This window comes from Pseudomonas putida (assembly GCF_005080685.1).
Classification (GTDB): Bacteria; Pseudomonadota; Gammaproteobacteria; order Pseudomonadales; family Pseudomonadaceae; genus Aquipseudomonas; species Aquipseudomonas putida_V.
In genome coordinates, this window is record NZ_CP039371.1 from 5,390,974 (window position 1) to 5,416,824 (window position 25,851).

General features: G+C 63.9%; 22 protein-coding genes. 15 read left to right on the forward strand and 7 right to left on the reverse strand.

Annotation, left to right across the window (positions count from 1 at the left end):
* Nucleotides 1-101: 101 nt before the first annotated feature.
* The 8 genes from E6B08_RS25115 (at nucleotide 102) to E6B08_RS25150 (ending at nucleotide 10,261) form a co-directional block, all read left to right on the forward strand.
* Nucleotides 102-1,805, forward strand: coding sequence for a sigma-54-dependent Fis family transcriptional regulator (locus tag E6B08_RS25115; RefSeq protein WP_136916436.1), 1,704 nt, complete (start codon nucleotides 102-104; stop codon nucleotides 1,803-1,805).
* A 160-nt stretch (nucleotides 1,806-1,965) separates the two neighbouring features.
* Complete coding sequence (gene catA / locus E6B08_RS25120; protein ID WP_136916437.1) at nucleotides 1,966-2,883, forward strand: catechol 1,2-dioxygenase; 918 nt, start codon at nucleotides 1,966-1,968, stop codon at nucleotides 2,881-2,883.
* Nucleotides 2,884-3,211: 328 nt separating this feature from the next.
* The gene (gene gcvH / locus E6B08_RS25125) at nucleotides 3,212-3,595 is read left to right on the forward strand and encodes a glycine cleavage system protein GcvH (RefSeq protein WP_136916438.1); all 384 of its coding nucleotides are present in this window, start codon (nucleotides 3,212-3,214) and stop codon (nucleotides 3,593-3,595) included.
* Between the two features lie 12 nt (nucleotides 3,596-3,607).
* A complete protein-coding gene (gcvP, locus tag E6B08_RS25130; protein ID WP_136916439.1) occupies nucleotides 3,608-6,463 on the forward strand; it encodes an aminomethyl-transferring glycine dehydrogenase in 2,856 nt (951 codons plus the stop codon).
* A 134-nt stretch (nucleotides 6,464-6,597) separates the two neighbouring features.
* On the forward strand, nucleotides 6,598-7,974 hold the full coding sequence (locus E6B08_RS25135) for an L-serine ammonia-lyase (RefSeq protein ID WP_136916440.1): 1,377 nt from the start codon (nucleotides 6,598-6,600) through the stop codon (nucleotides 7,972-7,974).
* Nucleotides 7,975-8,001: 27 nt separating this feature from the next.
* A complete protein-coding gene (gcvT, locus tag E6B08_RS25140) occupies nucleotides 8,002-9,123 on the forward strand; it encodes a glycine cleavage system aminomethyltransferase GcvT (protein WP_136916441.1) in 1,122 nt (373 codons plus the stop codon).
* A 345-nt stretch (nucleotides 9,124-9,468) separates the two neighbouring features.
* Complete coding sequence (locus E6B08_RS25145; protein ID WP_054905899.1) at nucleotides 9,469-9,681, forward strand: cold-shock protein; 213 nt, start codon at nucleotides 9,469-9,471, stop codon at nucleotides 9,679-9,681.
* Nucleotides 9,682-9,772: 91 nt separating this feature from the next.
* The gene (locus E6B08_RS25150; protein ID WP_136916442.1) at nucleotides 9,773-10,261 is read left to right on the forward strand and encodes an RDD family protein; all 489 of its coding nucleotides are present in this window, start codon (nucleotides 9,773-9,775) and stop codon (nucleotides 10,259-10,261) included.
* An 86-nt stretch (nucleotides 10,262-10,347) separates the two neighbouring features.
* On the opposite strand, the gene lptG is transcribed toward E6B08_RS25150, so the two are convergent.
* Entirely contained in the window at nucleotides 10,348-11,409 is a 1,062-nt protein-coding gene (gene lptG, locus E6B08_RS25155) for an LPS export ABC transporter permease LptG (protein WP_136916443.1), read from the reverse strand.
* Nucleotides 11,402-12,517: an LPS export ABC transporter permease LptF gene (gene lptF / locus E6B08_RS25160; protein ID WP_136916444.1), complete on the reverse strand. Its 1,116-nt coding sequence runs from the start codon at nucleotides 12,515-12,517 to the stop codon at nucleotides 11,402-11,404. Before lptF ends, lptG begins: the two co-directional genes overlap by 8 nt.
* 313 nt (nucleotides 12,518-12,830) lie before the next feature.
* On the opposite strand from lptF, the gene E6B08_RS25170 reads away from it, so the two are divergent.
* From E6B08_RS25170 to rlmF, 5 genes are all read left to right on the forward strand, one after another.
* The gene (locus E6B08_RS25170) at nucleotides 12,831-14,324 is read left to right on the forward strand and encodes a leucyl aminopeptidase (protein ID WP_136916446.1); all 1,494 of its coding nucleotides are present in this window, start codon (nucleotides 12,831-12,833) and stop codon (nucleotides 14,322-14,324) included.
* Between the two features lie 50 nt (nucleotides 14,325-14,374).
* Nucleotides 14,375-14,803 carry a DNA polymerase III subunit chi gene (locus E6B08_RS25175; RefSeq protein ID WP_136916447.1) on the forward strand — a complete coding sequence of 143 codons (429 nt, stop codon included), beginning with the start codon at nucleotides 14,375-14,377 and terminating at the stop codon, nucleotides 14,801-14,803.
* 5 nt (nucleotides 14,804-14,808) lie between these two features.
* Nucleotides 14,809-15,180 carry a DNA polymerase III subunit chi gene (locus E6B08_RS25180; protein ID WP_136917488.1) on the forward strand — a complete coding sequence of 124 codons (372 nt, stop codon included), beginning with the start codon at nucleotides 14,809-14,811 and terminating at the stop codon, nucleotides 15,178-15,180.
* Between the two features lie 189 nt (nucleotides 15,181-15,369).
* The gene (locus E6B08_RS25185; RefSeq protein ID WP_136916448.1) at nucleotides 15,370-18,216 is read left to right on the forward strand and encodes a valine--tRNA ligase; all 2,847 of its coding nucleotides are present in this window, start codon (nucleotides 15,370-15,372) and stop codon (nucleotides 18,214-18,216) included.
* A 136-nt stretch (nucleotides 18,217-18,352) separates the two neighbouring features.
* A complete protein-coding gene (gene rlmF, locus E6B08_RS25190) occupies nucleotides 18,353-19,303 on the forward strand; it encodes a 23S rRNA (adenine(1618)-N(6))-methyltransferase RlmF (RefSeq protein WP_136916449.1) in 951 nt (316 codons plus the stop codon).
* 51 nt (nucleotides 19,304-19,354) lie between these two features.
* Here rlmF and E6B08_RS25195 read toward each other — a convergent pair whose 3' ends face one another.
* The gene (locus E6B08_RS25195; protein ID WP_136916450.1) at nucleotides 19,355-19,636 is read right to left on the reverse strand and encodes an HU family DNA-binding protein; all 282 of its coding nucleotides are present in this window, start codon (nucleotides 19,634-19,636) and stop codon (nucleotides 19,355-19,357) included.
* 396 nt (nucleotides 19,637-20,032) lie between these two features.
* On the opposite strand from E6B08_RS25195, the gene yejK reads away from it, so the two are divergent.
* Nucleotides 20,033-21,040, forward strand: a complete 1,008-nt coding sequence (gene yejK, locus E6B08_RS25200) for a nucleoid-associated protein YejK (RefSeq protein ID WP_136916451.1) — start codon at nucleotides 20,033-20,035, stop codon at nucleotides 21,038-21,040.
* Here the strand turns inward: yejK and E6B08_RS25205 are convergent.
* The 4 genes from E6B08_RS25205 to E6B08_RS25220 all read right to left on the reverse strand — a co-directional run bounded on the left by E6B08_RS25205 (nucleotide 21,037) and on the right by E6B08_RS25220 (nucleotide 23,860).
* Nucleotides 21,037-21,327 carry a GIY-YIG nuclease family protein gene (locus E6B08_RS25205; protein ID WP_416194414.1) on the reverse strand — a complete coding sequence of 97 codons (291 nt, stop codon included), beginning with the start codon at nucleotides 21,325-21,327 and terminating at the stop codon, nucleotides 21,037-21,039. The two genes, yejK and E6B08_RS25205, sit on opposite strands and share 4 nt — an antisense overlap.
* 27 nt (nucleotides 21,328-21,354) lie before the next feature.
* Complete coding sequence (locus tag E6B08_RS25210; RefSeq protein WP_136916453.1) at nucleotides 21,355-21,825, reverse strand: nuclear transport factor 2 family protein; 471 nt, start codon at nucleotides 21,823-21,825, stop codon at nucleotides 21,355-21,357.
* Between the two features lie 87 nt (nucleotides 21,826-21,912).
* Nucleotides 21,913-23,196 (reverse strand): CynX/NimT family MFS transporter, encoded by a 1,284-nt coding sequence (locus tag E6B08_RS25215; RefSeq protein WP_136916454.1) that lies wholly within the window; start codon nucleotides 23,194-23,196, stop codon nucleotides 21,913-21,915.
* A gap of 13 nt (nucleotides 23,197-23,209) precedes the next feature.
* Nucleotides 23,210-23,860, reverse strand: a complete 651-nt coding sequence (locus E6B08_RS25220; protein ID WP_136916455.1) for a FadR/GntR family transcriptional regulator — start codon at nucleotides 23,858-23,860, stop codon at nucleotides 23,210-23,212.
* A 202-nt stretch (nucleotides 23,861-24,062) separates the two neighbouring features.
* Here E6B08_RS25220 and E6B08_RS25225 point away from each other — a divergent pair, with 202 nt between their 5' ends.
* Nucleotides 24,063-25,739 (forward strand): hemopexin repeat-containing protein, encoded by a 1,677-nt coding sequence (locus E6B08_RS25225; protein WP_136916456.1) that lies wholly within the window; start codon nucleotides 24,063-24,065, stop codon nucleotides 25,737-25,739.
* Nucleotides 25,740-25,851: the final 112 nt, after the last annotated feature.

Consider the following 25,851-nt stretch of genomic DNA (forward strand, 5'->3'; position numbering starts at 1 on the left):
CGACCATGCGTGCACCCCGAGGCCGCCCCGGCATGCACCACCCGCCAGCCTGAGCGGGCCATGCCCAAACCCCATACAACTACAATCAAGGGGCGCTGCTTATGATCACCCAGTACCGGGCACCGGAACCGGCTCCGGCGTTGACGGACCTGACCGAGCGGGTCCGCTTTCTCGGCACCGAAGGCAAGATCTGGCTGGACGAACAACGCATGCTGCTGGTCCAGGCTGCGGTGATGGCGAGCATGCGCCGCGAGCTGATCGAAATGCTCGGCGTCGAACGCGCCAAGGGCTTCTTCCTGCGCCTGGGCTACCAGTCCGGGCTCAAGGATGCGGAACTTGCCCGCAAGCTGAGGCCCAACGGCAATCCGGTCGAGATGTTCTTCATCGGCCCGCAACTGCATTCGCTCAAGGGCATGGTCAAGGTCCGCCCACTGCAGTTGGAGATCGACCTGGAAAGCGGCCACTTCTATGCCGACATCCAATGGCAGGACTCCTACGAGGTGGAGAACTGCCAGCAGGAGAACCTGCACTCCGACCAGCCGATCTGCTGGATGCTGCTGGGCTATGCGATCAGCTACAGCTCGTTCTTCCTCGGCCGCCAGGTGCTGTACAAGGAGGTCAGTTGCCGCGGTTGCGGCGGCGCGCAGTGCCGCATCATCGGCAAGCCGGTGGAGCAGTGGGACGATGCCGACGAATTCATGCGCTACTTCCAGAGCGACCCGATCATTGACGAATTGCAGAGCCTGCAGGTGCAGGTGGCCAATCTGCGCCAGCGCCTGCAGTACGCGGCAGGGCAGTTCTATGGCATCGGCGACTCGGTGGTGTACCGGCGCTGCTGCACCTTGATCGACAAGGTGGCCGCCGGCAAGGCCTCGGTGCTGTTGCTGGGTGAAACCGGCGTAGGCAAGGAAGTGATCGCCCGCAGCCTGCACCTGCGCAGCGAACGGGCCGGCGCCGCATTCGTGGCCCTGAACTGCGCGACGATCCCTCACGACCTGATCGAAGCCGAGCTGTTCGGAGTGGAAAAAGGCGCCTATACCGGCGCCCAGCAGGCGCGCATGGGGCGCTTCGAACGGGCCAACGGCGGCACGCTGTTCCTCGATGAAATCGTCGAGCTCACCCCGCGTGCCCAGGCCAGCCTGCTGCGCGTGCTGCAGGAAGGCGAACTGGAGCGGGTGGGCGACACCCGTACCCGCCAGGTCGATGTGCGGGTCATCGCCGCCACCCACGAAGACCTCGAGCAAGCGGTCAAGCAAGGGCGTTTTCGCGCCGACCTGTTCTATCGGCTGAACGTGTTCCCGGTGCGCATCCCTGCCCTGCGCGAGCGCCGCGAGGACATCCCGCTGCTCATCGAGCACTTCCTCGCACGCCTGCACGAAAGCTACGGCAAGAAGACCCGTGGCCTCAGCGACCGGGCGATGGAGGCGTGCCTGCACTATGACTGGCCGGGCAACATCCGTGAGCTGGAGAACCTCATGGAGCGCGGCGTGATCATCACCGACGACAACCAGAGCATCGCCGTGGACGCGCTCTTCCCCCACGCCCCAGCCGCCGACGACTGCATCGGCCTGGGCAATGACGGGCGCCTGGTCGCCGACCATGCCCCTGGCGCGGCGGGCTGGATCGCGCAGATCATCGACAGCGGCACCAGCCTCGAAGCCGTGGAGGCTGCGTTGATGCAGGAGGCCATGACGCGCTGCCAGCAGAATGTCTCCGAGGCGGCGCGGCTGCTGGGCATGACCCGCCCGGCCCTGGCCTACCGGCTGAAGAAGGCGCCCGGCGAGGAGGCCCCGGGCAAGGCTTGAGCATTTGCGCAATGCCGGCAGGCCCGCTTGATCATATGGTCGAGTGGCCTGCCAGGTTCCCGGCCTGGAGCCCGCGCAACCCCTGGAAAGGCCAACTGGCACCGGGTTTGCAAAACCGACTTCACCGGCAAAACAACAACAATGACCTGTGAGGTATCCCATGACTGCAAAGATCGCTCATACCGCCGAACTGCAGGCCTTCTTCGAGAAGGCCGCCGGCAGTGCCAGCGCGCAAGGCAACCCCCGCGTGAAGCAAATCGTCTTGCGCCTGTTGCAGGACTGCGCCCGCCTGATCGAAGACCTTGAGATCAGTGACGACGAGTTCTGGACGGCGGTCGACTACCTGAACCGCCTGGGTGGCCGTGGCGAGGCCGGGCTGCTGGTGGCCGGGCTGGGCCTGGAGCATTTCCTCGACCTGCTCAGCGATGCCCGCGACCAGCAAGTCGGACACGTCGGCGGTACGCCGCGCACCATCGAAGGCCCGCTGTACGTGGCCGGCGCGCCATTGAGCGAAGGCCAGGCGCGGCTGGACGATGGCAGCGACGCAGGCATGCCGATGCTGCTGGAAGGCCAGGTGCTCGACCTGCAGGGCCAGCCGATCAGCGGCGCCATCGTCGATGTCTGGCATGCCAATACCCAAGGGCTGTATTCCTACTTCGACTCGAGCCAGAGCGACTACAACCTGCGTCGGCGCATCCGCACGGACGCCCAGGGCCGCTATCGCGCCCGCAGCATCGTGCCCAGTGGCTATGGTTGCCCGCCCGATGGGCCGACCCAGCAATGCCTGGACCTGCTGGGCCGCCATGGGCAGCGTCCGGCGCACATCCATTTCTTCATTTCCGCCCCCGGCCATCGCCACCTGACCACCCAGATCAACCTCGCCGGCGACCAATACCTCTGGGACGACTTCGCCCACGCCACCCGCGATGGGCTGGTGGGCGACGTCACGCTGACCGAAGACCCCAGCAGTGGCATTGACGGGCGCTTCGCCGCCGTGCGCTTCGACTTCCAGTTGCAACCGGCGAGCGACGTCCAGGACGAGCAGCGTAGCCATAGGCCGAGGGCCCTGCAGCAATAACCGCTCGGCGCAACGCCGTCGAAGTCGAGATTGCCCTCGCTAGGCGGTGGCCGAAGGCCAATTCGTATCGATATCAGTACAGCGTATCGATATCAATACACATCATCCTGACTTGTTATAGCCAAGGGTTTGATGGATCAAACCTTTTACATCGGCAATGGAACTGTATCGATTTCATTCCAATGCAAGTGTCAGCCGCCCTGCGGAAAATAAATAAGTCATTGATATAAAAACACTTTTTATGAGTGGCAGCCTTTTTGCTTAAGAAGCAGCACTGAAAGAGCGTGGCCCACCGCGCCTACAAGCCCCTGCTTCCCGAGGAATTCCCATGAGCGAGTTGCGTTTCACCGAAGATCACGAATGGCTGCGCGTCGAAGCCGACGGCAGTGTCACCGTGGGCATCACCGCCTACGCCCAGAATGCCCTGGGTGATGTGGTCTACGTGCAACTGCCCGAGCTGCAGCATTACGACAAGGGTGCGGAAGCCTCCACTGTCGAATCGGTCAAGGCCGCCAGCGGCGTGTACATGCCCCTGGCCGGTGAAGTGATCGCGGTCAACGAAGGCCTCAACGACAGCCCCGAGCTGGTCAACGAGGATCCGCTGGGCGAAGGCTGGTTCTTCCGCTTCAAGCCGACCGATGCCCAAGCCGTGGCCGCCCTGCTCGACCAGGACGCCTACGATCGCCTGATCACCGCCAACGACAACGCCTGAGGAACCGCCACCATGACCATCAACCTCGGCACCGCCAACGAATTCATCGCCCGCCACATCGGCCCGCGTAGCGCCGACGAGCAGGCCATGCTCACCAGTCTCGGTTTCGACTCGCTGGAGGCCATGTCTGCCGCGGTCATCCCCGACAGCATCAAGGGCACCAGCGTGCTCGGCAGCGAGGACGGCCAGAGCGAGGCCGACGCTCTCGCCGCGCTCAAGGCCATCGCCGGCAAGAACCAACTGTTCAAGAGCTACATCGGCCAGGGCTACTACAACACCCACACCCCGGCGCCAATCCTGCGCAACCTGCTGGAAAACCCGGCCTGGTACACGGCCTACACCCCGTATCAGCCAGAGATTTCCCAAGGCCGCCTGGAAGCGCTGCTGAACTTCCAGACCCTGGTCAGCGATCTCACCGGCCTGCCGATCGCTAACGCCTCGCTGCTCGACGAAGCCACCGCCGCCGCTGAAGCCATGACCTTCTGCAAGCGCCTGTCGAAGAACAAGGCCAGCCATGCCTTCTTCGTTTCGCAGCACTGCCACCCACAGACCCTCGACGTGCTGCGCACCCGCGCCGAACCGCTGGGCATCGAGATCGTGGTCGGCGACGAAGCCGAACTGAGCGACGTGTCCGCGTTCTTCGGCGCGCTGTTGCAATACCCGGCCAGCAATGGCGAGGTGTTCGACTATCGCGAGCTGGTGCAACGCTTCCACGCTGCCAACGCCCTGGTGGCGGTCGCCGCCGACCTGCTGGCCCTGACCTTGCTCACCGCACCGGGTGAGTTCGACGCCGACGTGGCCATCGGCAGCGCCCAACGCTTTGGCGTGCCCCTGGGCTTCGGTGGCCCGCACGCGGCCTACTTCGCCACCCGCGACGCATTCAAGCGCGACATGCCGGGCCGACTGGTAGGCGTGTCGATCGACCGCTTCGGCAAGACCGCCCTGCGCCTGGCCATGCAGACCCGCGAGCAGCACATCCGTCGCGAGAAAGCCACCAGCAACATCTGCACCGCCCAGGTACTGCTGGCCAACATCGCCAGCATGTTCGCCGTGTACCACGGCCCAGAGGGCCTCAAGCGCATCGCCCAGCGCACCCACAACCTGACGTCGATCCTGGCCGCCGGCCTTGAGCGCCTGGGCCTGAAGGTGGTCGGCGAGAGCGCCTTCGACACCCTGACCCTGGCCACCGGCACGGCCACCGCCGGCCTGCACGACAAGGCCCGCGCCCAGCGCATCAACCTGCGCCAGATCGATGCCGAGCACCTGGGCCTTTCGCTCGACGAGACCAGCACCCAGGCCGATGTCGAGGCGTTGTGGCAGCTGTTCGGCGCTGACCAGGCGCAGCCGGACTTCGCCGCCCTGGCCGCCAGCACCGCCTCGCGCCTGCCAGCGGCCCTGCTGCGCCAGTCGGCCATCCTCCAACACCCGGTATTCAACCGCTACCACAGCGAAACCGAGCTGATGCGCTACCTGCGTCGCCTGGCCGACAAGGACTTGGCGCTGGACCGCAGCATGATCCCGCTGGGCTCGTGCACCATGAAGCTCAACGCCGCCAGCGAGATGATCCCGGTGACCTGGGCCGAGTTCGGCAACCTGCACCCGTTCGCCCCGGCCGAGCAAAGCCAGGGCTACCTGCAAATGACCACCGAGCTGGAAGCCATGCTCTGCGCCGCCACCGGCTACGACGCCGTGTCGCTGCAGCCCAACGCCGGCTCCCAGGGCGAGTACGCGGGCCTGCTGGCCATCCGCGCCTACCACCGCAGCCGTGGCGAAGCCCACCGCGACATCTGCCTGATCCCCTCCTCGGCCCATGGCACCAACCCTGCGACCGCGCACATGGCCGGTATGCGCGTGGTGGTCACCGCCTGTGACGCCCGTGGCAACGTCGACGTGGAAGACCTGCGAGCCAAGGCGATCGAGCACCGCGAACGCCTGGCAGCGATCATGATCACCTACCCGTCGACCCACGGCGTGTTCGAGGAGGCCATCGGCGAAATCTGCGCGATCATCCACGACAACGGCGGCCAGGTGTACATCGACGGCGCCAACATGAACGCCATGGTCGGCCTGTGCGCCCCGGGCAAGTTCGGCGGCGACGTGTCCCACCTAAACCTGCACAAGACCTTCTGCATCCCGCACGGTGGCGGCGGCCCAGGTGTCGGCCCGATCGGCGTGAAGTCGCACCTGGCGCCGTTCCTGCCAGGCCACGCCCAGCTCGAGAACACGGGCGGCGCGGTCTGCGCAGCGCCGTTCGGCAGCGCCAGCATCCTGCCGATCACCTGGATGTACATCCGCATGATGGGTGGCGCCGGGCTCAAGCGTGCCTCGCAGATGGCCATCCTCAACGCCAACTACATCGCCCGTCGCCTGGAAGAGCACTATCCTGTTCTGTATAGCGGTGGCAATGGCCTGGTGGCGCACGAATGCATCCTCGACCTGCGCCCGCTCAAGGACACCAGCGGCATCAGTGTCGATGACGTGGCCAAGCGCCTGATCGACTTCGGTTTCCACGCCCCGACCATGTCGTTCCCGGTGGCCGGTACACTGATGATCGAACCGACCGAGAGCGAATCCAAGGAAGAACTGGACCGCTTCTGCGACGCGATGATCCGCATCCGTGAAGAGATACGTGCGGTCGAGGCCGGCAGCCTGGACAAGGACGACAACCCGCTGAAGAACGCCCCGCACACTGCGGCCGAGCTGGTTGGCGAGTGGTCCCATGGCTACAGCCGCGAGCAGGCGGTGTACCCGTTGCCGAGCCTGGTGGAAGGCAAGTACTGGCCACCGGTCGGCCGGGTCGACAACGTGTTCGGCGACCGCAACCTGGTCTGCGCCTGCCCATCGATCGAGAGCTATCAGGACGTCTGATGGCCCTCGGGCTCGCTACCGCCCTGTAGGAGAGGGTTCACCCGCGAATGTGATGCAGGCTTCGCTGGCGCTTTCGCGGGTAAACCCGCTCCTACAGGTCACCGTCTACCTCAAGAGCCGGTTAGGAGGTCATCATGTCTTTGAGCGTCTTCGACCTGTTCAAGATCGGCATCGGCCCCTCCAGCTCCCACACTGTCGGCCCGATGCGTGCCGCCGCGCGCTTCGCCGAAGGCCTGCGTCGCGACGGCCTGCTGGCCAGCACCGCCTGCGTCAAGGCCGAGCTGTACGGCTCGCTGGGCGCCACCGGCAAAGGCCATGGCAGCGACAAGGCTGTGCTGCTCGGCCTCGAAGGCGAGCACCCCGATAGCGTCGACACCGAATCGATCCCCGCCCGCCTCCAGGCGATTCGCGACAGCGGCAGCCTGCGCCTGCTGGGCGAGCACCCCATCGCCTTCGTCGAGAAGCAACACCTGGCGATGATTCGCAAACCGCTGGCCTACCACCCCAACGGCATGATCTTCCGCGCCTTCGACGCCGCTGGCCTGCAGATCCGCAGCCGCGAGTACTACTCGGTCGGCGGCGGGTTCGTGGTCGACGAAGATGCCGCCGGCAAGGACCGCATCGTCGAGGACCGCACCGAACTGGCCTATCCGTTCAAGACCGCCAAGGAACTGCTCGGTCACTGCGTCGCGCAGCAGCTTTCGATCAGCCAGGTGATGCTCGCCAACGAGTCGGCCTGGCGCCCCGAGGCCGAGACCCGCACCGGCTTGCTGCGCATCTGGCAGGTGATGCAGGACTGCGTCGCCGCCGGCTGCCGGCACGAAGGCATCCTGCCCGGAGGGCTCAAGGTCAAGCGCCGCGCGCCGGCTCTCTATCGCCAGCTCAGCCAGCACCCGGAGGCGAGCCTGCGCGATGCCTTGTCGGTGCTCGACTGGGTCAACCTCTACGCCCTGGCGGTCAACGAAGAAAACGCCCACGGCGGCCGCGTGGTCACTGCCCCGACCAACGGCGCGGCCGGCATCGTCCCGGCAGTGCTGCATTACTACATGCGCTTCGCCCCCGCAGCCAACGAGGACGGTGTGGTGCGCTTCCTGCTCACCGCTGCGGCCATCGGCATCCTGTACAAGGAAAACGCCTCGATCTCGGGCGCCGAAGTCGGCTGCCAGGGCGAAGTGGGCGTGGCCTGTTCGATGGCGGCCGGAGCGCTGTGCGAAGTGATGGGCGGAACGCCCCAGCAAGTGGAGAACGCCGCCGAAATCGGCATGGAACACAACCTGGGCCTGACCTGCGACCCCATCGGCGGGCTGGTCCAGGTGCCTTGCATCGAGCGCAACGCCATGGGCTCGGTGAAGGCGATCAATGCGGTGCGCATGGCCTTGCGCGGCGACGGACAGCATTTCGTCTCGCTCGACAAGGTCATCCGCACCATGCGCCAGACCGGCGCAGACATGAAAAGCAAATACAAGGAGACCGCCCGCGGCGGTCTGGCCGTCAACATCATCGAATGTTGACCCGAACAGCAAACCAAGGAGTCATCGATGTCCGAAACACTGCTCAAGACCCCATTGCACGCCCTGCACCTGGAGCTGGGTGCACGCATGGTGCCGTTCGCCGGCTATGACATGCCGGTGCAGTACCCGCTTGGCGTGCTCAAGGAACACCTGCACACCCGCGACCAGGCAGGGCTGTTCGACGTCTCGCACATGGGCCAGATCGTGCTGCGCGGCAGCGAGGCCGCCAAGGCCCTGGAAAGCCTGGTGCCAGTGGACATCATCGACCTGCCGGTGGGCATGCAGCGCTATGCCATGTTCACCAACGAGCAAGGCGGCATCCTCGACGACCTGATGGTCGCCAACCTGGGTGACGACACCCTGTTCCTGGTGGTCAACGCCGCCTGCAAGGACCAGGACCTGGCCCACTTGCAGCAGCACATCGGCGATCGTTGCGAGATCCAGCCGCTGTTTGCCGAACGCGCCCTGCTCGCCCTGCAGGGGCCGGCGGCGGTGAAGGTGCTCGAGCGCCTGGCGCCGGAGGTGGTCGGCATGACCTTCATGCAGTTCCGCCCGCTGACGCTACTGGGTGAGGACTGCTTCGTCAGCCGCTCGGGCTACACCGGCGAAGACGGCTACGAGATCTCGGTGCCGGTCGCCGCTGCCGAAGGCCTGGCCCGCCGCCTGCTGGCCGAGCCCGAAGTACAACCGATCGGCCTGGGTGCCCGCGACTCGCTGCGCCTGGAAGCCGGCCTGTGCCTGTATGGCCACGACATGGACACCACCACTACGCCGGTCGAAGCCAGCCTTCTATGGGCCATTTCCAAGGTCCGCCGTGCCGATGGCGCACGTCCAGGCGGCTTCCCGGGAGCCGACACCGTCTTCGCCCAGCAGCAACGAGGTGTGCCGCGCAGGCGCGTGGGTCTGCTGCCGCAGGAACGCACCCCGGTACGCGAAGGCGCGGAGATCGTCGACTCGGCTGGCAAGACCGTTGGCCGGGTCTGCAGCGGCGGTTTTGGTCCGACGCTCGGCGCCCCGCTGGCCATGGGCTACATCGAAGTCGAACATGCCGCGCTCGATACCGCTTTGTTCGCCCTGGTACGCGGTAAGCAAGTTGCCCTGAAAGTCAGCAAAATGCCTTTCGTTGCACAACGTTACTATCGCGGTTGAATGCACCCTCTGAGGTTCGGCGATATTCGTTTTCGAACCTCTTCTATAACTTTGGAACATGGCGGCAGGCCAGGCGCCATGCCGTTTCCGACAAATTTGTCGGTTATCGGCAAATGCCCGATTTCCTGCAGCCGGGAGGGCTTGTTTTTCGCTCGGGAGTTGGCGTAGAGTCACTCCACTGTGTTTGCATGGGTCGCAACAGTTCGTGACCTGGGCCAGTAGCCGCAATCTGCTACAACCCGTTCGACGTCTCTTACTTTCCTGCAACCCAGCCCGGTACTCTTTCGCGTCAAAACATGTGAAAGAAACTGTCATCAAAATTTAAGCTTCATAGGAAATAAGACAATGGCTGAGCGTCAGAACGGTACCGTCAAGTGGTTCAATGACGAAAAAGGTTACGGCTTCATCACCCCAGAAAGCGGTCCGGATCTGTTCGTGCACTTCCGTGCTATCGAAGGCAACGGCTTCAAGAGCCTGAAAGAAGGCCAGAAGGTGACCTTCGAAGCAGTCCAAGGCCAGAAAGGCATGCAGGCTGACAAGGTTCAAGTCGCCAGCTAAGCCGCACCGACTTCGAAGAAAAGCCCCTGCCATGTGCAGGGGCTTTTTTTTGCCCGTAGAATACCGGCTTCGCCTTTCGGAGCCGTCCTGCATGTCCAAGCCTCTGCTCTCCCCCCAGGGTGATTTTCCACCGGTCGGCCTGGGCCGACGCCTGGCGGCGATGTTCTATGACTTCTTGCTGTGCACGGCGCTGCTGATCGTTACCGCGGGCGCCTACAAGATGATCCAGATGGCGATCATCGGCGAAGCCCGCATGCGCGAACTCACCGAGGCCGGCGCCCTGGATGGCGACCCATTGCTGTCGACGATTCTTTTGTTCGCCCTGTTCGGCTTCTTCGCCAAGTTCTGGACCCACGGCGGCCAGACCTTGGGCATGCAAGTGTGGGGCGTGCGGGTGCAAAATGCCGATGGTAGCGCCATCAGCCTGTGGCAGGCGCTGTTGCGCTTCGTGGTTTCGATTGCTTCGTGGCTGTGCCTGGGGCTGGGTTTCTTCTGGGCCTTGGTCGACAAGCGTAAACGCGGCTGGCACGACATCTACTCGGACACCCAGCTGGTGCGACTGCCCAAGCGGAAAAAATGATGTTCAGCGCATCGCTGGCGAAGAGGCCGACACAAGGCCACAAAAAAGCCGACCCAAGGGTCGGCTTTTTCATGCAGCAAAGGCCGTTAACCCGCCCGGCGCAACAACCAAAGGCCCGCGATTGCGCAGATCCCGGCCGGTATCACCACCGCCAGCAACGGCGGGAAGCCGAACACCTGGCTCGATGGCCCGAGCAGGTCACCGGCAATGCGGAACACAAAGCCCACCAGCACGCCAGTGAACACGCGCTGACCCAGGGTCACCGACCGCAGCGGGCCGAAGATGAACGAAATCGCCATCAGCACCAGAGCCGCAGTCACCGCCGGCTGCAGGACCTTGGTCCAGAACGCCAGCCAGTAGCGCGCGTTGTTCAGCCCTTGATCGGCCAGGTAGTGGATGTACTCCCACAGCCCAGTGATCGACAGCGACTCCGGAGCTACCACCACGGTATTGAGCAACTGCGGGGTCACCGAGACATCCCACTGCTCCTGCGGGCTCTTGATCACCTCGGTATGGTCGCCACGGAAGTGCGTGGTGGCGACGTCGCTGAGCACCCAATGGTCGTCCTGGTACTGCGCGCGGCGAGCGAAGCTGGAGGTGACGATCTTGCGTTCGTCGTCGAAGCGGTAGCGCGTCACGCCCAGCAGCAGGCCGTTGGGCTGCACCGAGTTGATGTGCACGAACTCATCGCCCTGGCGGTGCCACATGCCGCGCTTGGAGCTCTGCGCCTCACCACCGCCCTGGGCCAGCGAACGGTCGGCCTGGGCCTTGTTCTCGGTCACCGGGGCGACGTATTCGCCGATCAGAATACCGGCCAGCATCAGCACCAGCATCGGCTTCATCACCGCCCAGACGATGCGACCGATGGATACTCCCGCGGCGCGCATGATGGTCAGCTCGCTGTTACTGGCCAAGGTACCCAGGCCGATCAGGCAGCCGATCAGCGCCGCCATCGGCAGCATGTCATAGAGCCGGCGCGGCGCGGTCAGCAGGGTGAAGACCCCGGCGTCGAGCACCGTGTAGGTATCGGACAGGTCGCTCATTTCGTCGATGAAGGCGAACAACGAGGCCAGCCCGAGGATGATCCCCAGCACCGCCAGGATGGCCAGCAGCACACTCTGGCCGATATAGCGATCGAGCTTACCCATGGGCCACCTCCGCACGGCGAGCGGCGCGCTTGAGGCGCAGCGGCTCCCAGTACATCAGGCCAAGGCCGATGAGCAGGAACAGGCCGTGGACCCACCACATGCCCAGGGCGATTGGCAGCTTGCCCTTTTCCAGGGCGCCGCGTACGGAAATCAGCATCGTCAGGTAGGCCATGTACAGAAGAATCGCCGGCAGCAGCTTGAGGAAACGGCCCTGGCGCGGGTTGGCCCTGGACAGCGGTACCGCCATCAGGGTCACGATGAACACCAGGATCGGCAACGACATCCGCCACTGCAACTCGGCGCGCTCGCGCAGGCCCTTCTGGCCGAACAGGTCAGAGGTCGGGATGGCTTCACGCTCGGTGACTTCCTCGCTGACCTCGGGTTTGGGCAGCAGGACGCCGTAGGTGTCGTACTTGATGGCGCGGTAGTCGGCCTGGCCCGGGTTGCCGTCGTAGCGGTAGCCGTTTTCCAGCACCAGATAGCGATTGCCATCGGCCTGGATTTCCTGGTGGCCTTTTTCGGCGACCAGCACCGAAGGCGCACGGTCCTTGGTCTTGTCCGCGTTGAAGCGTTTTTCCGAGATGAACACACCGCCCAGCTTGACACGATCGTCGGACAGCTCCTCGGTATAGGTCACCCGGGAGCCATCGCGCAGGGTCTGGAATCGACCGGGCGACAGGGTATCGAACTCGGTGAGAGCGTCCTGCTGGTTGATGATCTTCTGCACCTGGGCAACACCCTGGGGCGCCAGGCTCAGGCTCAGCCAGGCCACCAGCAGGGCGACCAGCGCGGCCGGCGCCAGGGTCAGCGCCAGCAGGCGCTGCTGGCTCATGCCGGTGGCCGAGAGCACGGTCATCTCGCTTTCCAAGTACAGCCGGCCATAGGCCAGCAGAATACCGAGGAACAGCCCCAGGGGCAGGATCAGTTGCAGGAAGCCAGGCAGGCGGAAGCCCATGATCAGGAACAGCACGCCCGGATCGAGCACGCCCTGGGCCGCCTGGGCCAGGTATTTGATGAAGCGCCCGCTCATGATGATCACCAGCAGCACGGCGCTGACGGCGCTCAAGGTCACCAGGACCTCGCGGGACAGATAACGAAAGACGATCAAACCAGACACTCCTGGGTTGTCAGGGTGGACTGCCAGACACTGGCGCCAGACGATGACTTAGTACAACCGAGACCAATGCCGGTTCGCCAAGGGCGAACCTCCATGTAAAGTGCGCGCATTATCCTGTGATTGACCGCGCCTGTCACTTGGCCAGGCATGAAGCCGTACATCGGGGTTGTCAGCACGCTTGCCACAGGCTCAAACTGGCAGCTTTTCACCCGGTACGCGACCACGTGGCCGGGGCCGGCCAGAGCGCAAGAGCACGCGCGCGAACACTTGGCGCCAACTGTAGAGAACATTCGGGGACCCTGACATGGAACTGGTTGTAAAAAGCGTAGCTGCTGCATCCGTAAAAACCGCCACCCTGGTCGTGCCGGTCGGTGAAGGCCGCAAGCTCGGCACCGTCGCCAAAGCCATCGACGAAGCGGCGGCCGGCGCCATCAGCGCCGTGCTCAAGCGCGGCGACCTGGCCGGCAAGCCGGGCCAGACCCTGCTGCTGCACAGCCTGCCGGGCCTCAAGGCCGAGCGTGTGCTGCTGGTGGGCAGCGGCAAGGACGAGGCGCTGGGCGACCGCGCCTGGCGCAAGCTGGTAGCCAGCGTCGCCGGCGTGCTCAAGGGCCTGGGCGGCAGCGATGCGGTACTGGCCCTGGACGACATCGCCGTGAACAACCGCGATGCCTACTACGGCAAGTACCGCCTGCTGGCCGAGACATTGCTCGACGGCACCTACGTATTCGACCGTTTCAAAAGCCAGAAGGTCGAACCTCGCGCCCTGAAGAAAATCACCCTGCTCGCCGCCAAGGCCGGCCTGGCCGAGGCCGAGCGTGCGGTCAAGCATGCCAGCGCCATCGCCACCGGCATGGCCTTCACCCGCGACCTCGGCAACCTGCCACCCAACCTGTGCCACCCAACCTTCATGGCCGAACAGGCCAAGGAACTGGGCAAGGCGCACAAGGGCCTGAAGGTCGAAGTGCTCGACGAGAAGAAGATCAAGGACCTGGGCATGGGCGCGTTCTACGCCGTGGGCCAGGGCAGCGACCAGCCGCCACGCCTGATCGTGCTCAATTACCAGGGCGCCAAGAAGGCCGACAAGCCATTCGTGCTGGTGGGCAAGGGCATCACCTTCGACACCGGTGGCATCAGCCTCAAGCCGGGCGCCGGCATGGACGAGATGAAGTACGACATGTGCGGTGCCGCCAGCGTGTTCGGCACCCTGCGCGCCGTGCTCGAACTGCAGTTGCCGATCAACCTGGTGTGCCTGCTGGCCTGCGCCGAGAACATGCCCAGCGGCGGCGCCACCCGCCCAGGCGACATCGTCACCACCATGAGCGGCCAGACCGTCGAGATCCTCAACACCGACGCCGAAGGCCGCCTGGTGCTGTGCGACACCCTGACCTACGCCGAACGCTTCAAGCCGCAGGCAGTGATCGACATCGCCACCCTCACCGGCGCCTGCATCGTCGCCCTGGGCAGCCACACCTCGGGCCTGATGGGCAACGACGACACCCTGGTCGGGCAACTGCTCGAGGCCGGCAAACGTGCCGACGACCGCGCCTGGCAACTGCCGCTGTTCGACGAGTACCAGGAACAACTGGACAGCCCGTTCGCCGACATGGGCAACATCGGCGGGCCGAAGGCCGGCACCATCACCGCCGGCTGCTTCCTGTCGCGCTTCGCCAAGGCCTACCAGTGGGCGCACCTGGACATCGCCGGCACTGCCTGGATCAGCGGCGGCAAGGACAAGGGTGCCACCGGTCGCCCGGTGCCCCTGCTGACCCAGTACCTGCTCGACCGCGCTGGCGCCTGATGCCATGAAACCGGTGGCGCCCCTTGCGCCACCGGTTGGCAGACCCAACCATGAGCAAAGTCGACTTCTACATCCTGCCCACCGACTCGTTGTCGGCGCGGCTCGATTTCGCCTGCAAATTGTGCGAAAAGGCCTGGCGCCTAGGCCACCGGGTCTATCTGCACTGCCAGGACGCCGAACAACGCGACGAACTGGACCTGCGCCTGTGGCGCTTCAAAGGCGAGGCATTCGTGCCCCACGACCTGGCCGAGGCCCATGCCGACGCTGCGGTGGCCCTGGGGCTTGGCGACGCTGCCGGGGATCACGATGGCTTGTTGATCAACCTCGGCGCCAGCGTGCCCGGCTTCGTCGGCCAGTTCGAACGGGTGGCTGAAATCGTCGTCGAGGAGGCCGGTATACGCCAATCGGCCCGTGAGCGATTCCGTTTCTACCGCGAACAGGGCTATGCTCTGCAAGACCACCGCTTACAGCGACTCTGACGATGATGGACAAGCCTTCCGCCCTGCCTGACTCCGCCCACCTGCTCGACGACCTGGAGTCGATTCGCCAGCTGTTGGGCGATGCCGACCTGCAGCCGCCGCTGTTGACCGACACGGTCGAGCAGATCCCGTTACTGCTCGACGAGCCTGCCGGCAACCCGGTACCGGCCCTTGAGCCTGAGCCTGAACCCAGCGCGCCCGAGGACGACCCGCAGACGCGCCGCCAGGACACCTTGCTGCACCTGGAAGCCGAGCTGCGCGCTGCCGCGCAGGCGATCATGCAGGACGTGATCAACGACTTCACCCCGCATATCGAAACCGAAATCAAACGCCGCCTGGATGCCCGCATGGAGCGGTTGATCAAGCGTTCCGAGTGAGGATCCTGGGGCCGCGTTGCGACCCTTTCGCGACACAAGGCCGCTCCCACAGTTGTACGCATTCCTTCTGTGGGAGCGGCCTTGTGTCGCGAAAGGGCTGCAAAGCGGCCCCAGCGGCTGTCGCCTAAACCCTGCGCCTTGGTTATACTTTTCGGCTTTCCCGAATAAATGCACAGGGTCCCGCCGCGCATGGATAAGACCTACCAGCCGCACGCCATCGAAACTTCCTGGTACAACACCTGGGAGTCCGAGAACTATTTCGCCCCGCAAGGTGCAGGCGAGTCCTACACCATCATGATTCCGCCGCCGAACGTGACCGGCAGCCTGCACATGGGCCACGGCTTCAACAACGCGATCATGGACGCCCTGATCCGTTTCCGCCGCATGCAAGGCCGCAACACCCTGTGGCAGCCAGGTACCGACCACGCCGGTATCGCCACCCAGATGCTGGTCGAACGCCAGCTCGAGGCCAAGGGCCAGAACCGTCACGACCTGGGCCGCGACAAGTTCCTGGAAAAGGTCTGGGAATGGAAGGATCAGTCCGGTGGCAACATCAGCCGTCAGATCCGTCGCCTGGGCTCGTCCGTCGATTGGAGCCGCGAGCGCTTCACCATGGACGACGGCCTGTCCGAAGCGGTCAAGGAAGCCTTCGTCCGCCTGCATGAAGACGGCCTGATCTACCGCGGCAAGCGCCTGGTCAACTGGGACACCAAGCTGCACACCGCCATCTCCGACCTCGAAGTGGAAAACCACGACGAGAAGGGCCACCTGTGGAACCTGCGCTACCCGCTGGCCGATGGCGCCAAGACCGCAGAAGGCAAGGACTACCTGGTGGTCGCCACCACCCGTCCGGAAACCCTGCTGGGTGACGCCGCAGTCGCGGTCAACCCGACCGACGAGCGTTACCAGGCCCTGATCGGCAAGTTCGTCGAGCTGCCGCTGGTCGGTCGCCGCATCCCGATCATCGCCGACGACTACTGCGACCCCGAGTTCGGCACCGGCTGCGTGAAGATCACCCCGGCCCACGACTTCAACGACTATGAAGTCGGCAAGCGCCACAACCTGCCGCTGCTCAACATCTTCGACAAGAACGCCATGGTGCTTGCCAGCGCCCAGGCCTTCAACCTCGACGGCAGCGTCAACGAGCAGGTCGACACCCGCCTGCCCGCGCAATACGCCGGCCTCGACCGTTTCGTCGCGCGCAAGCAGATCGTCGCCGACCTGGACGCCCAGGGCCTGCTGGTCAGCATCGACGACCACGCCCTCAAGGTCCCGAAGGGCGACCGCTCCGGCACCGTCATCGAACCTTGGCTGACCGACCAGTGGTACGTTTCCACCAAGCCGCTGGCCGAGCCTGCCATCGCCGCCGTGGAAGACGGCCGCATCCAGTTCGTGCCCAAGCAGTACGAGAACATGTACTTCAGCTGGATGCGCGACATCCAGGACTGGTGCATCAGCCGCCAGCTGTGGTGGGGCCATCGCATTCCGGCGTGGTATGACGAGGCCGGCCAGGTCTACGTCGGCCGCGACGAGGCCGAGGTCCGCGCCAAGCACAACCTGGGCGCCGACGTGAAGCTGCGCCAGGACGACGACGTGCTCGACACCTGGTTCAGCTCTGGCCTGTGGACCTTCTCGACCCTGGGCTGGCCGCAGCAGACCGAATTCCTCAAGACCTTCCACTCCACCGACGTGCTGGTCACCGGCTTCGACATCATCTTCTTCTGGGTTGCGCGCATGATCATGCTGACCATGCACCTGATCAAGAACGAGGACGGCACCCCGCAAGTCCCGTTCAAGACCGTGTACGTGCACGGCCTGGTACGCGACGGCCAGGGCCAGAAGATGTCCAAGTCCAAGGGCAACGTGCTCGACCCGCTGGACATCGTCGACGGCATCACTCTCGACGCGCTGCTGGAAAAACGCACCAGCGGCATGATGCAGCCAAAGCTCGCCGAGAAGATCGCCAAACAGACCAAGGCGGAATTCCCCGAAGGCATCGCCAGCTACGGCACCGATGCCCTGCGCTTCACCTTCTGCTCGCTGGCATCCACCGGTCGTGACATCAAGTTCGACATGGGCCGCGTCGAGGGCTACCGCAACTTCTGCAACAAGATCTGGAACGCCGCCCGCTACGTGCTGGACAAAGGCGAGGATTGCGGCCAGAACGGCGAAGCCTACGAGCTGTCGCTGGCCGACCGCTGGATCATCTCGCAACTGCAGCGCACCGAAGCCGAGGTGACCCGCCAGCTCGAGCAATTCCGCTTCGACCTGGCCAGCCAGGCGCTGTACGAGTTCATCTGGAACCAGTACTGCGACTGGTACCTGGAGCTGTCCAAACCGGTACTGTGGGACGAAAACGCCCCGGTCGAGCGTGCCCGTGGCACCCGCCGCACCCTGGTGCGCGTGCTGGAAGTGGCCCTGCGCCTGGCGCATCCGTTCATGCCCTTCATCACCGAAGAAATCTGGCAGCGCATCGCGCCGCTGGCCGGCATCGACGGCAAGACCATCATGCTGCAACCGTGGCCGGTGGCCGTTGAGGCCCGCATCGATGCTGCCGCCGAAGGCGACATCGAATGGCTCAAGGAGCTGATGGTCGGTCTGCGCAACATTCGCGCCGAGATGAACATCGGCCCGGGCAAGCCGCTGCCGTTGTTCCTCAAGAACGCCAACGCCGACGACCAGCGTCGCCTGCAGGAAAACGAAGCGCTGCTGAAGAAACTGGCCAAGGTCGAGTCGTTCACCGTGCTTGGCGACGCCGACGAAGCGCCGCTGTCGGCCACCGCACTGGTGGGCGACTTGCAGGTGCTGGTGCCGATGGCCGGGCTGATCGACAAGGATGCCGAGCTTGCGCGCCTGAACAAGGAAATCCAGCGCCTGCAAGGCGAGGTGGCACGGGTCGGCGGCAAGCTGTCCAACGCCGCCTTCGTCGACAAGGCTCCGCCTGCGGTGATCGAAAAAGAACGCGCCAAGCTGGCCGAGTCGGAACAGGCCCTGGCCAACTTCACCGAGCAGCATGCGCGGATTGCGGCGCTGTAACTTCTAGAAAGACCGTCGACAAGGCCGCTCCCACAGGACGGCGCCGGATTTAAGGGCGCCGCTATCCTGTAGGAGCGGCCTTGTGCCGCGAAAGGGCTGCGCAGCAGCCCCCTGGCCTGCTACACCGGACCCGACCATGACCGTGAAACCCACCCTGCATCCGCGCAACCGCCACCAGGGTCGCTACGACTTCCCCAGCCTGATCAAGGCCCACCCTGATCTGGCGCGCTTCACCATCACCAACCCCCACGGCAAACCCAGCATCGACTTCGCCAACCCCGAGGCCGTTCGGGTGTTCAACCGCGCCCTGCTCAAGGCCCAATACGGCATCCAGCATTGGGACATCCCCGCCGACTACCTGTGCCCGCCGATTCCCGGACGCGCCGACTATGTCCACGTCGCCGCCGACCTACTGGCCGCAGACAATGCCGGCGAGGTCCCCAGAGGCTCACAGGTGCGCGCCCTGGACGTAGGCGTCGGTGCCAACTGCATCTACCCCTTGCTCGGCCACAGCGACTATCGCTGGCGCTTCCTGGGCTCGGACATCGACCCACTGGCCCTGGCCACGGCCAAGGCCATCGTCCAGTCCAACGGCCTGGGCAAGGCCATCGGCCTGCGCCAGCAAGCCAACCGCACGCATATCCTCAGCGGCCTGCTCGATGCCGACGAGCGCTTCGAGTTGACCCTGTGCAACCCGCCGTTCCATGCCTCACGCGAGGAGGCCACCCGCGGCAGCCAGCGCAAATGGAAAAACCTCGGCAAGCAGGACCCCAAGCGCAAGCTACCGGTGCTGAACTTCGGCGGACAGAACAACGAACTGTGGTGTGAAGGGGGCGAGATTCGCTTCGTCACCCAACTGGTCGGCGAAAGCGTGCAGTACGCAGCCCAGGTGTTGTGGTTCACCAGCCTGGTGTCCAAGGCCAGCAACCTGCCCGGCATCGAGGCCGCGGCGAAAAAAGCCGGTGCCAAGGCTGTGCGCGTCGTCGAGATGGGCCAGGGGCAGAAGCAGAGCCGCATGTTCGCCTGGAGCTTTCATGACGACCAGGCGCGCCTGGCGTGGCTTGCCCGGGGCAAAACGCAGGCATGAAAAAACCGCGCCCGGGCAAGCCGGGCGCGGTTTCGTCATAGCTTCAACAAATTACTTGTTGATGGCGTCGGTCAGCACTTTGGCTGGGACGAACTTGACGACTTTCTTGGCAGCGATTTCGATGGCGGCGCCAGTCGAAGGGTTGCGGCCGGTACGGGCAGGACGCTCGGAGACTTTCAGCTTGCCGATGCCTGGCAGAGTGATTTCAGCGCCGTTTTCCAGCTGGTCGGCAACGATCTGGCCCAGTTGCTCCAGAGCGTTCTTGGCGGTGGCTTTAGGCGCGGAGATCGATTCGGCGATGTCGGCAACCAGTTGGTCTTTAGTCAATGCCATGGTGGTGTTCCTTCCCTATCAAAATTCAGTAGTTATGCAGCATGCTACGACGTTATCGGGCCAGCCCCTGAAGTTTTGGAGGGCCGCGCCAACCGCGCATGTAGATGCGCAATTTGGCGTTTGGTTCGACGTGCTGTGAGCACACTGCCAGCAATGCGCCACACAGGGTGCGCAAGACCGCGCAAAGCTACCACACGAATCGAGAAATATCCGCAGCCCACCTCGATTTAATGCAGGTTTTTCGGGGGTTTGAACAGAAAACGCACAAAATCGAACAAAAACTGAACAACCGCCATTTCTGCCAACATCCGGCCACTGCATCACCTGCCGGCTGGGGTAAACTGGACGACTTTTGCAGCGCGGTCGCGCACCGCCCCGATCACCCGAGAGTTTCCCATGCCAATCCGTCATTGCATCGTTCACCTGATCGACAAGAAGCCCGATGGCAGCCCCGCCGTGCTCCATGCCCGAGACACCGAACTGGGGCAGTCGGACGCCATCGAGAACCTGCTGGCCGACCTCAACGACAGCTACAACGCCAAGCAAGGCAAGGCCTGGGGATTCTTCCACGGCGAGTCCGGCGCCTACCCGCTGAGCGGCTGGCTGAAGCAGTACCTGGATGCGGAAACCGACTTCGCCGCGTTCAGCCGGGTGGCGGTCGAACACCTGCAGAAGTTGATGGAAGAGTCCAACCTGTCCACCGGCGGGCACATCCTCTTCGCCCATTACCAGCAAGGCATGACCGAGTACCTGGCCATCGCCCTGCTGCACCACAGCGAAGGCGTGGCAGTGAACGCCGAACTGGACGTCACGCCGTCTCGCCATCTCGACCTCGGCCAGTTGCACCTGGCGGCGCGCATCAATCTTTCGGAATGGAAGAACAACCAGGCGTCCAAACAGTACATCTCGTTCATCAAAGGCAAGAACGGCAAGAAAGTATCCGATTACTTCCGCGACTTCATCGGTTGCCAGGAAGGCGTCGACGGCCCAGGTGAAACCCGTACCCTGCTCAAGGCCTTCAGCGACTTCGTCGAAAGCGAGGACCTGCCCGAGGAGGCCGCGCGCGAGAAGACCCAGACCCTGGTCGAGTACGCCACCACCCAGACCAAGCTCGGCGAACCCGTGACCCTGGAAGAGTTGTCGAGCCTGATCGACGAAGACCGCCCCAAGGCGTTCTACGACCATATTCGCAACAAGGACTACGGCCTGTCGCCGGAGATCCCGGCGGATAAACGCACCCTCAACCAGTTCCGCCGCTTCACCGGGCGCGCCGAAGGCCTGTCGATCAGTTTCGAGGCCCATCTGCTGGGCGACAAGGTGGAGTACGACGAGGCCGCGGGCACCTTGATCATCAAGGGGCTGCCAACGCAGTTGGTGGATCAGCTCAAGCGCCGCAAGGACTAGCCGAGCGCCACATAGGAGGCCACCAGCGCCTCCTTGGCCGACTTGCGCAGCTTCTTCACCAGGCGCTCCTGGCGCAGCGCCTCGCTCTTGTCCGGCCATTGCTCGACGTAGACCAACGCCTGCGCCGGGCTGGTCTTGAAGTAGCGTGCGCCCTGCCCCTTCTGGTGGGCCACGAAACGCCGCTGCGGGTCATCGCTGATGCCGCAGTACAACGAGCCATTGGCGGCTCGTACCAGATACACGTACCAGGGTTTGCCCACCTGGATTTCGGATACGTCGCTCACGATGCTTCTTGCTGATGGAAAGCCGACAGCTTAACCCGCCTGCTGGAACGCCCGCAGCCCTTTGAAAGCCTGCTGGCGGACCTTGTTCTGCAACAGCGGCGACCAACCCAGCAACAGGCCGGGCGCACCCAACGCCTGTCGCGACCAGCGCCACAGGTCGAAGCTATCGTCGTGCTGGCAGATCAAGCCGTCACGGATGACGAACCGGGCCTGGATATCGTTGACCACGGTGCGCCCGGTCTGGCTGAACTGGTAGGTCGCCACCCAGCGTGCACACCCGCTCTGGGCATCGGCCCGGACCTGGTCGAACGTCAGCGAGAAGTCCTTGGCGCGCCGTGTCAGCAGGCGCCACATGTCGCCGACATCCTGGCCGCGCAGGGTGCCGAAGACCGGATCGCTGAAGACGATATCGTCGCTGTAGCAGGCCACCATCGCTTCGGCATCCAGGCGCTGGAAGGCCTGGTAGAAGCGGGTGATCAGGTCACGGTTGGCGTCGTTCATGGAGCGGGTCCGTCCTGGGGCTGGGAAAGTTGAAAGATAGTCCGTGCCACAGGGGTCTGTACATCCCATGCAGCCGGCACTACCCGCTCAAAGCTTCTCGCTGGTCACCTGCACATGCAGCGCTCGCCCTGCCCCCAACCCGAACACGATCGCGCCGACGCCCAGCACGGCGTAAATCCAGCCCACCGCCGCCCAGCCCCCGGTCAGGTCGTGTACCAAGCCCACCGCGAACGGCCCCATCGAAGCCAGTGTGTAGCCAACGCCCTGGGCCATGCTCGACAGGTTGGCGGCCACGTGGGCATCCTTCGAGCGCAACACGATCAAGGTCAGGGCCAAGGCGAACGTCCCGCCCTGCCCCACGCCCAGCACCACCGCCCAACCCCACAGGCCCGACAGCGGTGCATACAGGCAGCCGAACAACCCCGCCAAGGTCGTCAGCATCACCACCACGATCGCCAGCCGCTGGTCCTTGCCCCGCGTTGCCAGCCAAGGCGCAGCCAACGAGCTGGCCAGTTGGACGATCACCGACCCCGACAGCACCAGCCCCGCCTGGGTAGGGCTCAAGCCCCGGCCGATGAGGATCGAGGGCAACCAACCGAAGACGATATACGCCAGCGACGACTGCAAGCCCATGTACAGGGTTACCTGCCAGGCCAGGCGGTCACGCCACAGCCCTCGCACCCGGTAAGCCACCTTGTGCGCGCCATGGCCTTGGCGTGCCTGGGGCAGCCAGGCCAGCATCGCCAGTAGCGCCGGCACCACCCAGAAGCCCAGCCCGAGGGCCCAGCTGTTGCCGAAATGCTGGGTCAGCGGCACCGTGGTGCCCGCGGCCATTGCTGCGCCCAGGCACAAGGCCATGGTGTAGACCCCGGTCAGCGTGCCGGCCTGGCGAGGGAAATCGCGTTTGACGATGCCCGGCAACAGCACGCCGATGATACCGATGCTGGCGCCGGCCAGCAGGCTGCCGAGAAATACCCCCAGGGCGCCCAGGTTGCTGCGCAGGACGATGCCCAGCGCCAGCGTGGCGAGAATCCCGAAGATCACCCGCTCACTGCCGAAGCGTCGTGCCAGTATCGGCGCCAACGGCGCGGAAAGCCCAAGGCACAAAACCGGCAAGGTGGTCAGCAGGCCAGCCAGCGAGGCATTGAGCCCCAGCGCCTCGGACACCTGGCCGAGCACCGGGGCCATGCTCGACAACGCCGGGCGCAGGTTCAGCGCCACCAGCACCAGGCCCAGCAGCAGCAACCAGGGCCGCCGTGGCGTCACTGGCTGTTGTACGTGCGCATCGTCGGCCTCGGCGTCTATCAGCAGCTCTTCGATTTGCCGCTCGGATGCAGGCGCACGGGGGCCGCGGGTCATTGATTCAGTCATGACGTTCTCGTTGTCAGGATTCGATGAGTGCCCGACTCAGGCGCTTGGCCCGCTCCGGATCACGTTGTTCGATGGCGTCGAGGATCTGCCCATGCAGGTCGAAGGTCGCCTGGCAGCGCGGCACGGCGCTCAGGTTGTGCTGCACCGCGGCGGCGACCACCCCCGAGAAATACCGATAGAGCTCGCTCAGCGCCGGGTTGTGGGCGGCATCGACCAGTTGCTGGTGAAACACCATGTCGCAAGCGACGTAGGTATCCAGATCACCATGAAAGTGCCCTGCACTGCCCGCCAGCGAAGCGCGCAAGGCTGCAAGGTCATCCTCGGTGCGGCGCAACGCTGCGAGGCCGATGGCCTCCGCCTCGAGAATATGACGGGTCTCCCGAGCTTGTTCCGGCGTGCAGCGGGACATGGCATGCACCGCCTGCAAAGGGTCCTGGGCGGTGCGCAGGTAACTGCCGTCGCCCTGACGGATTTCCACCAGGCCACTGAACGCCAGCACGCGCATGGCTTCCCGAACCGTATTGCGGCTGATCCCGAGCTCGACCGCCAGCTCCGGCTCGGTCGGCAGACGCTGCCCCACATGCCAGTCGCCCTGAAGAATGCGCTGCCGCATTCGGTCCACGGCCAACTCGACCAGCGAGCGCTTGGGTAATTCCGTAGTCATCGTATTCAACCAATCATCCGATGTTTAAGCGACGACTAGTGAAACACGAGATTGGCGACAGCACAACTCCCAGACCTGCGACTAGGCCGCCCGCGCCCTACTGGTCAAGCTGGGGGCTCGACAGTATCGAGCGGCCAAGTCATTTCCGCACGCGCAGGCATGCCGGCCGCCCCTGATCACTCAACAAGAGCGTGACACGGACATGATCCCCAAAACCTTGTACATCGGTATCGATGGCGTGGATTACACCCGCTTCGAAAAACGCTTCAGTACGTCGCACCACTGGCACTATCACAAAGCCTACACCGGCGGCATTGTCGGCGAAGCAACGCAAGTCGGTACCTGGAGCGGGCCCGGTTGGGCCACGGCACTGACGGGCGTCTGGGCCAACAAACACCTCATTACCGGCAACAGCGCTTCACAACGCGCCAACCCACTCTATCCCTGCATACTGCGTCATATGAAGGATTACAACCGGGCGTTGACGATCACCAGCACGGTGACGTGGTTGCCGATCCATGATTTCTTTGCGAACCAGCTCAGCGGTATCGACGTCGCCGCCTTTGAAAAGGATGACGCAGGCGCTGTCAGGCATGTGAAATCGCATATTGAAAACGGCGCAGATATCAACTTCCTGCAACTGAGCGATCCGGACTACACCGGCCACGATCACGGCTACGGTGCCCGCTACGATGAATCCTTGATCACCGCATTTACCCAGATCGAAGTGCTGCGCAGAGCCGTCGAGGATCGGCAGCGCAAGTACCCTGAAGAACAATGGCTGATCGTACTGACCACCGATCATGGGCGTGCCGGCCGAGGCCATAGCCACGGCGGCCACAGCATTGACGAGAAAACCGTCTTCATTGCCACCAATCTTGCGCCCAACGCTGAATTGACCAACCCGGTGATGATTCCGGGACTGCACGAACTCTATGGCTATGCAGCCCATACCGCGATCGTGCCGACCATCCTGCGGCATATGGGGGCACTGCAGCAGATCGAATCCTGGCGACTGGACTCCATCCCGCTTATCGGCGACCTGGGCGTTCGAAAACCACGGCTGGACAAGCGCAGGAAGGCACTCACCTGGCATACGGAAAAAACCGGTAATGTCGGAATCTATAAAAATGAAACGTTCCAGGCCTACCAGCGAGGTGATGCTCAGCAGTGGGAAGATGATGCAGTGGCGGCGCCGGGCAACGCTTTCTCGATCTTGCAGAACGCTACCCAGTCCCCGGTCGGCACGCCTTACATCCGGTCAGTCCTGGACTGGGGCAACGACAAGTTGATGTTCTTCTTCGATCATGGCAACTACAGCCGCTACGACTTGGCCAGGGACAGGATGGACGCCGGCTACCCGACGGCCATCACCCAGGACAATTGGCCAGGGCTCGCCGCATATCAATCCAGCATCGTCGCCTCGTTCAAATGGGATGCCGAGCATGTGATGTTCTTCCTGAACGACGGCAGCTACATCAAGTACAACACGTCCACCGAAAGCATGTCCGGTTATCCAAGAGCCATTCGAGACAGCAACTGGCCGGGACTGGAGGTCTATGCAAAAAAAATCAAAACCGCCGTGCGCTGGAAGAACGACAAGGTTTTCATCTTCCTGAACGACAACCGCTACCTGCGCTACGACGTCAAGGCGGACAAAATGGACTCAGGTTATCCACTCCAGGTCAGCAACAACCTTTGGCCTGGCGTCGCGCCGCACAGGGATAAAATCGTCGCTGCCGTCAGAAACGGCGAGAAGAATTCCGCGTTCTTCTTTCTTGATGACATGACCTATCTGAAATACGACATGGATAAAGAGGGGGTCCCCGACGCCTACCCAGTCAAACTGCCACGTTACTGGCCCGGGCTGTATTGGTGAGGGCGGCGCTGGCGCTCATCGCTCGCACGCCTTGATGACTTCCTGCAATGCTTCGTCCGACTCGACCTTAGTGCCGGGCAAAGCGTTGCACGGGCACGGCGCATTTTCCAAG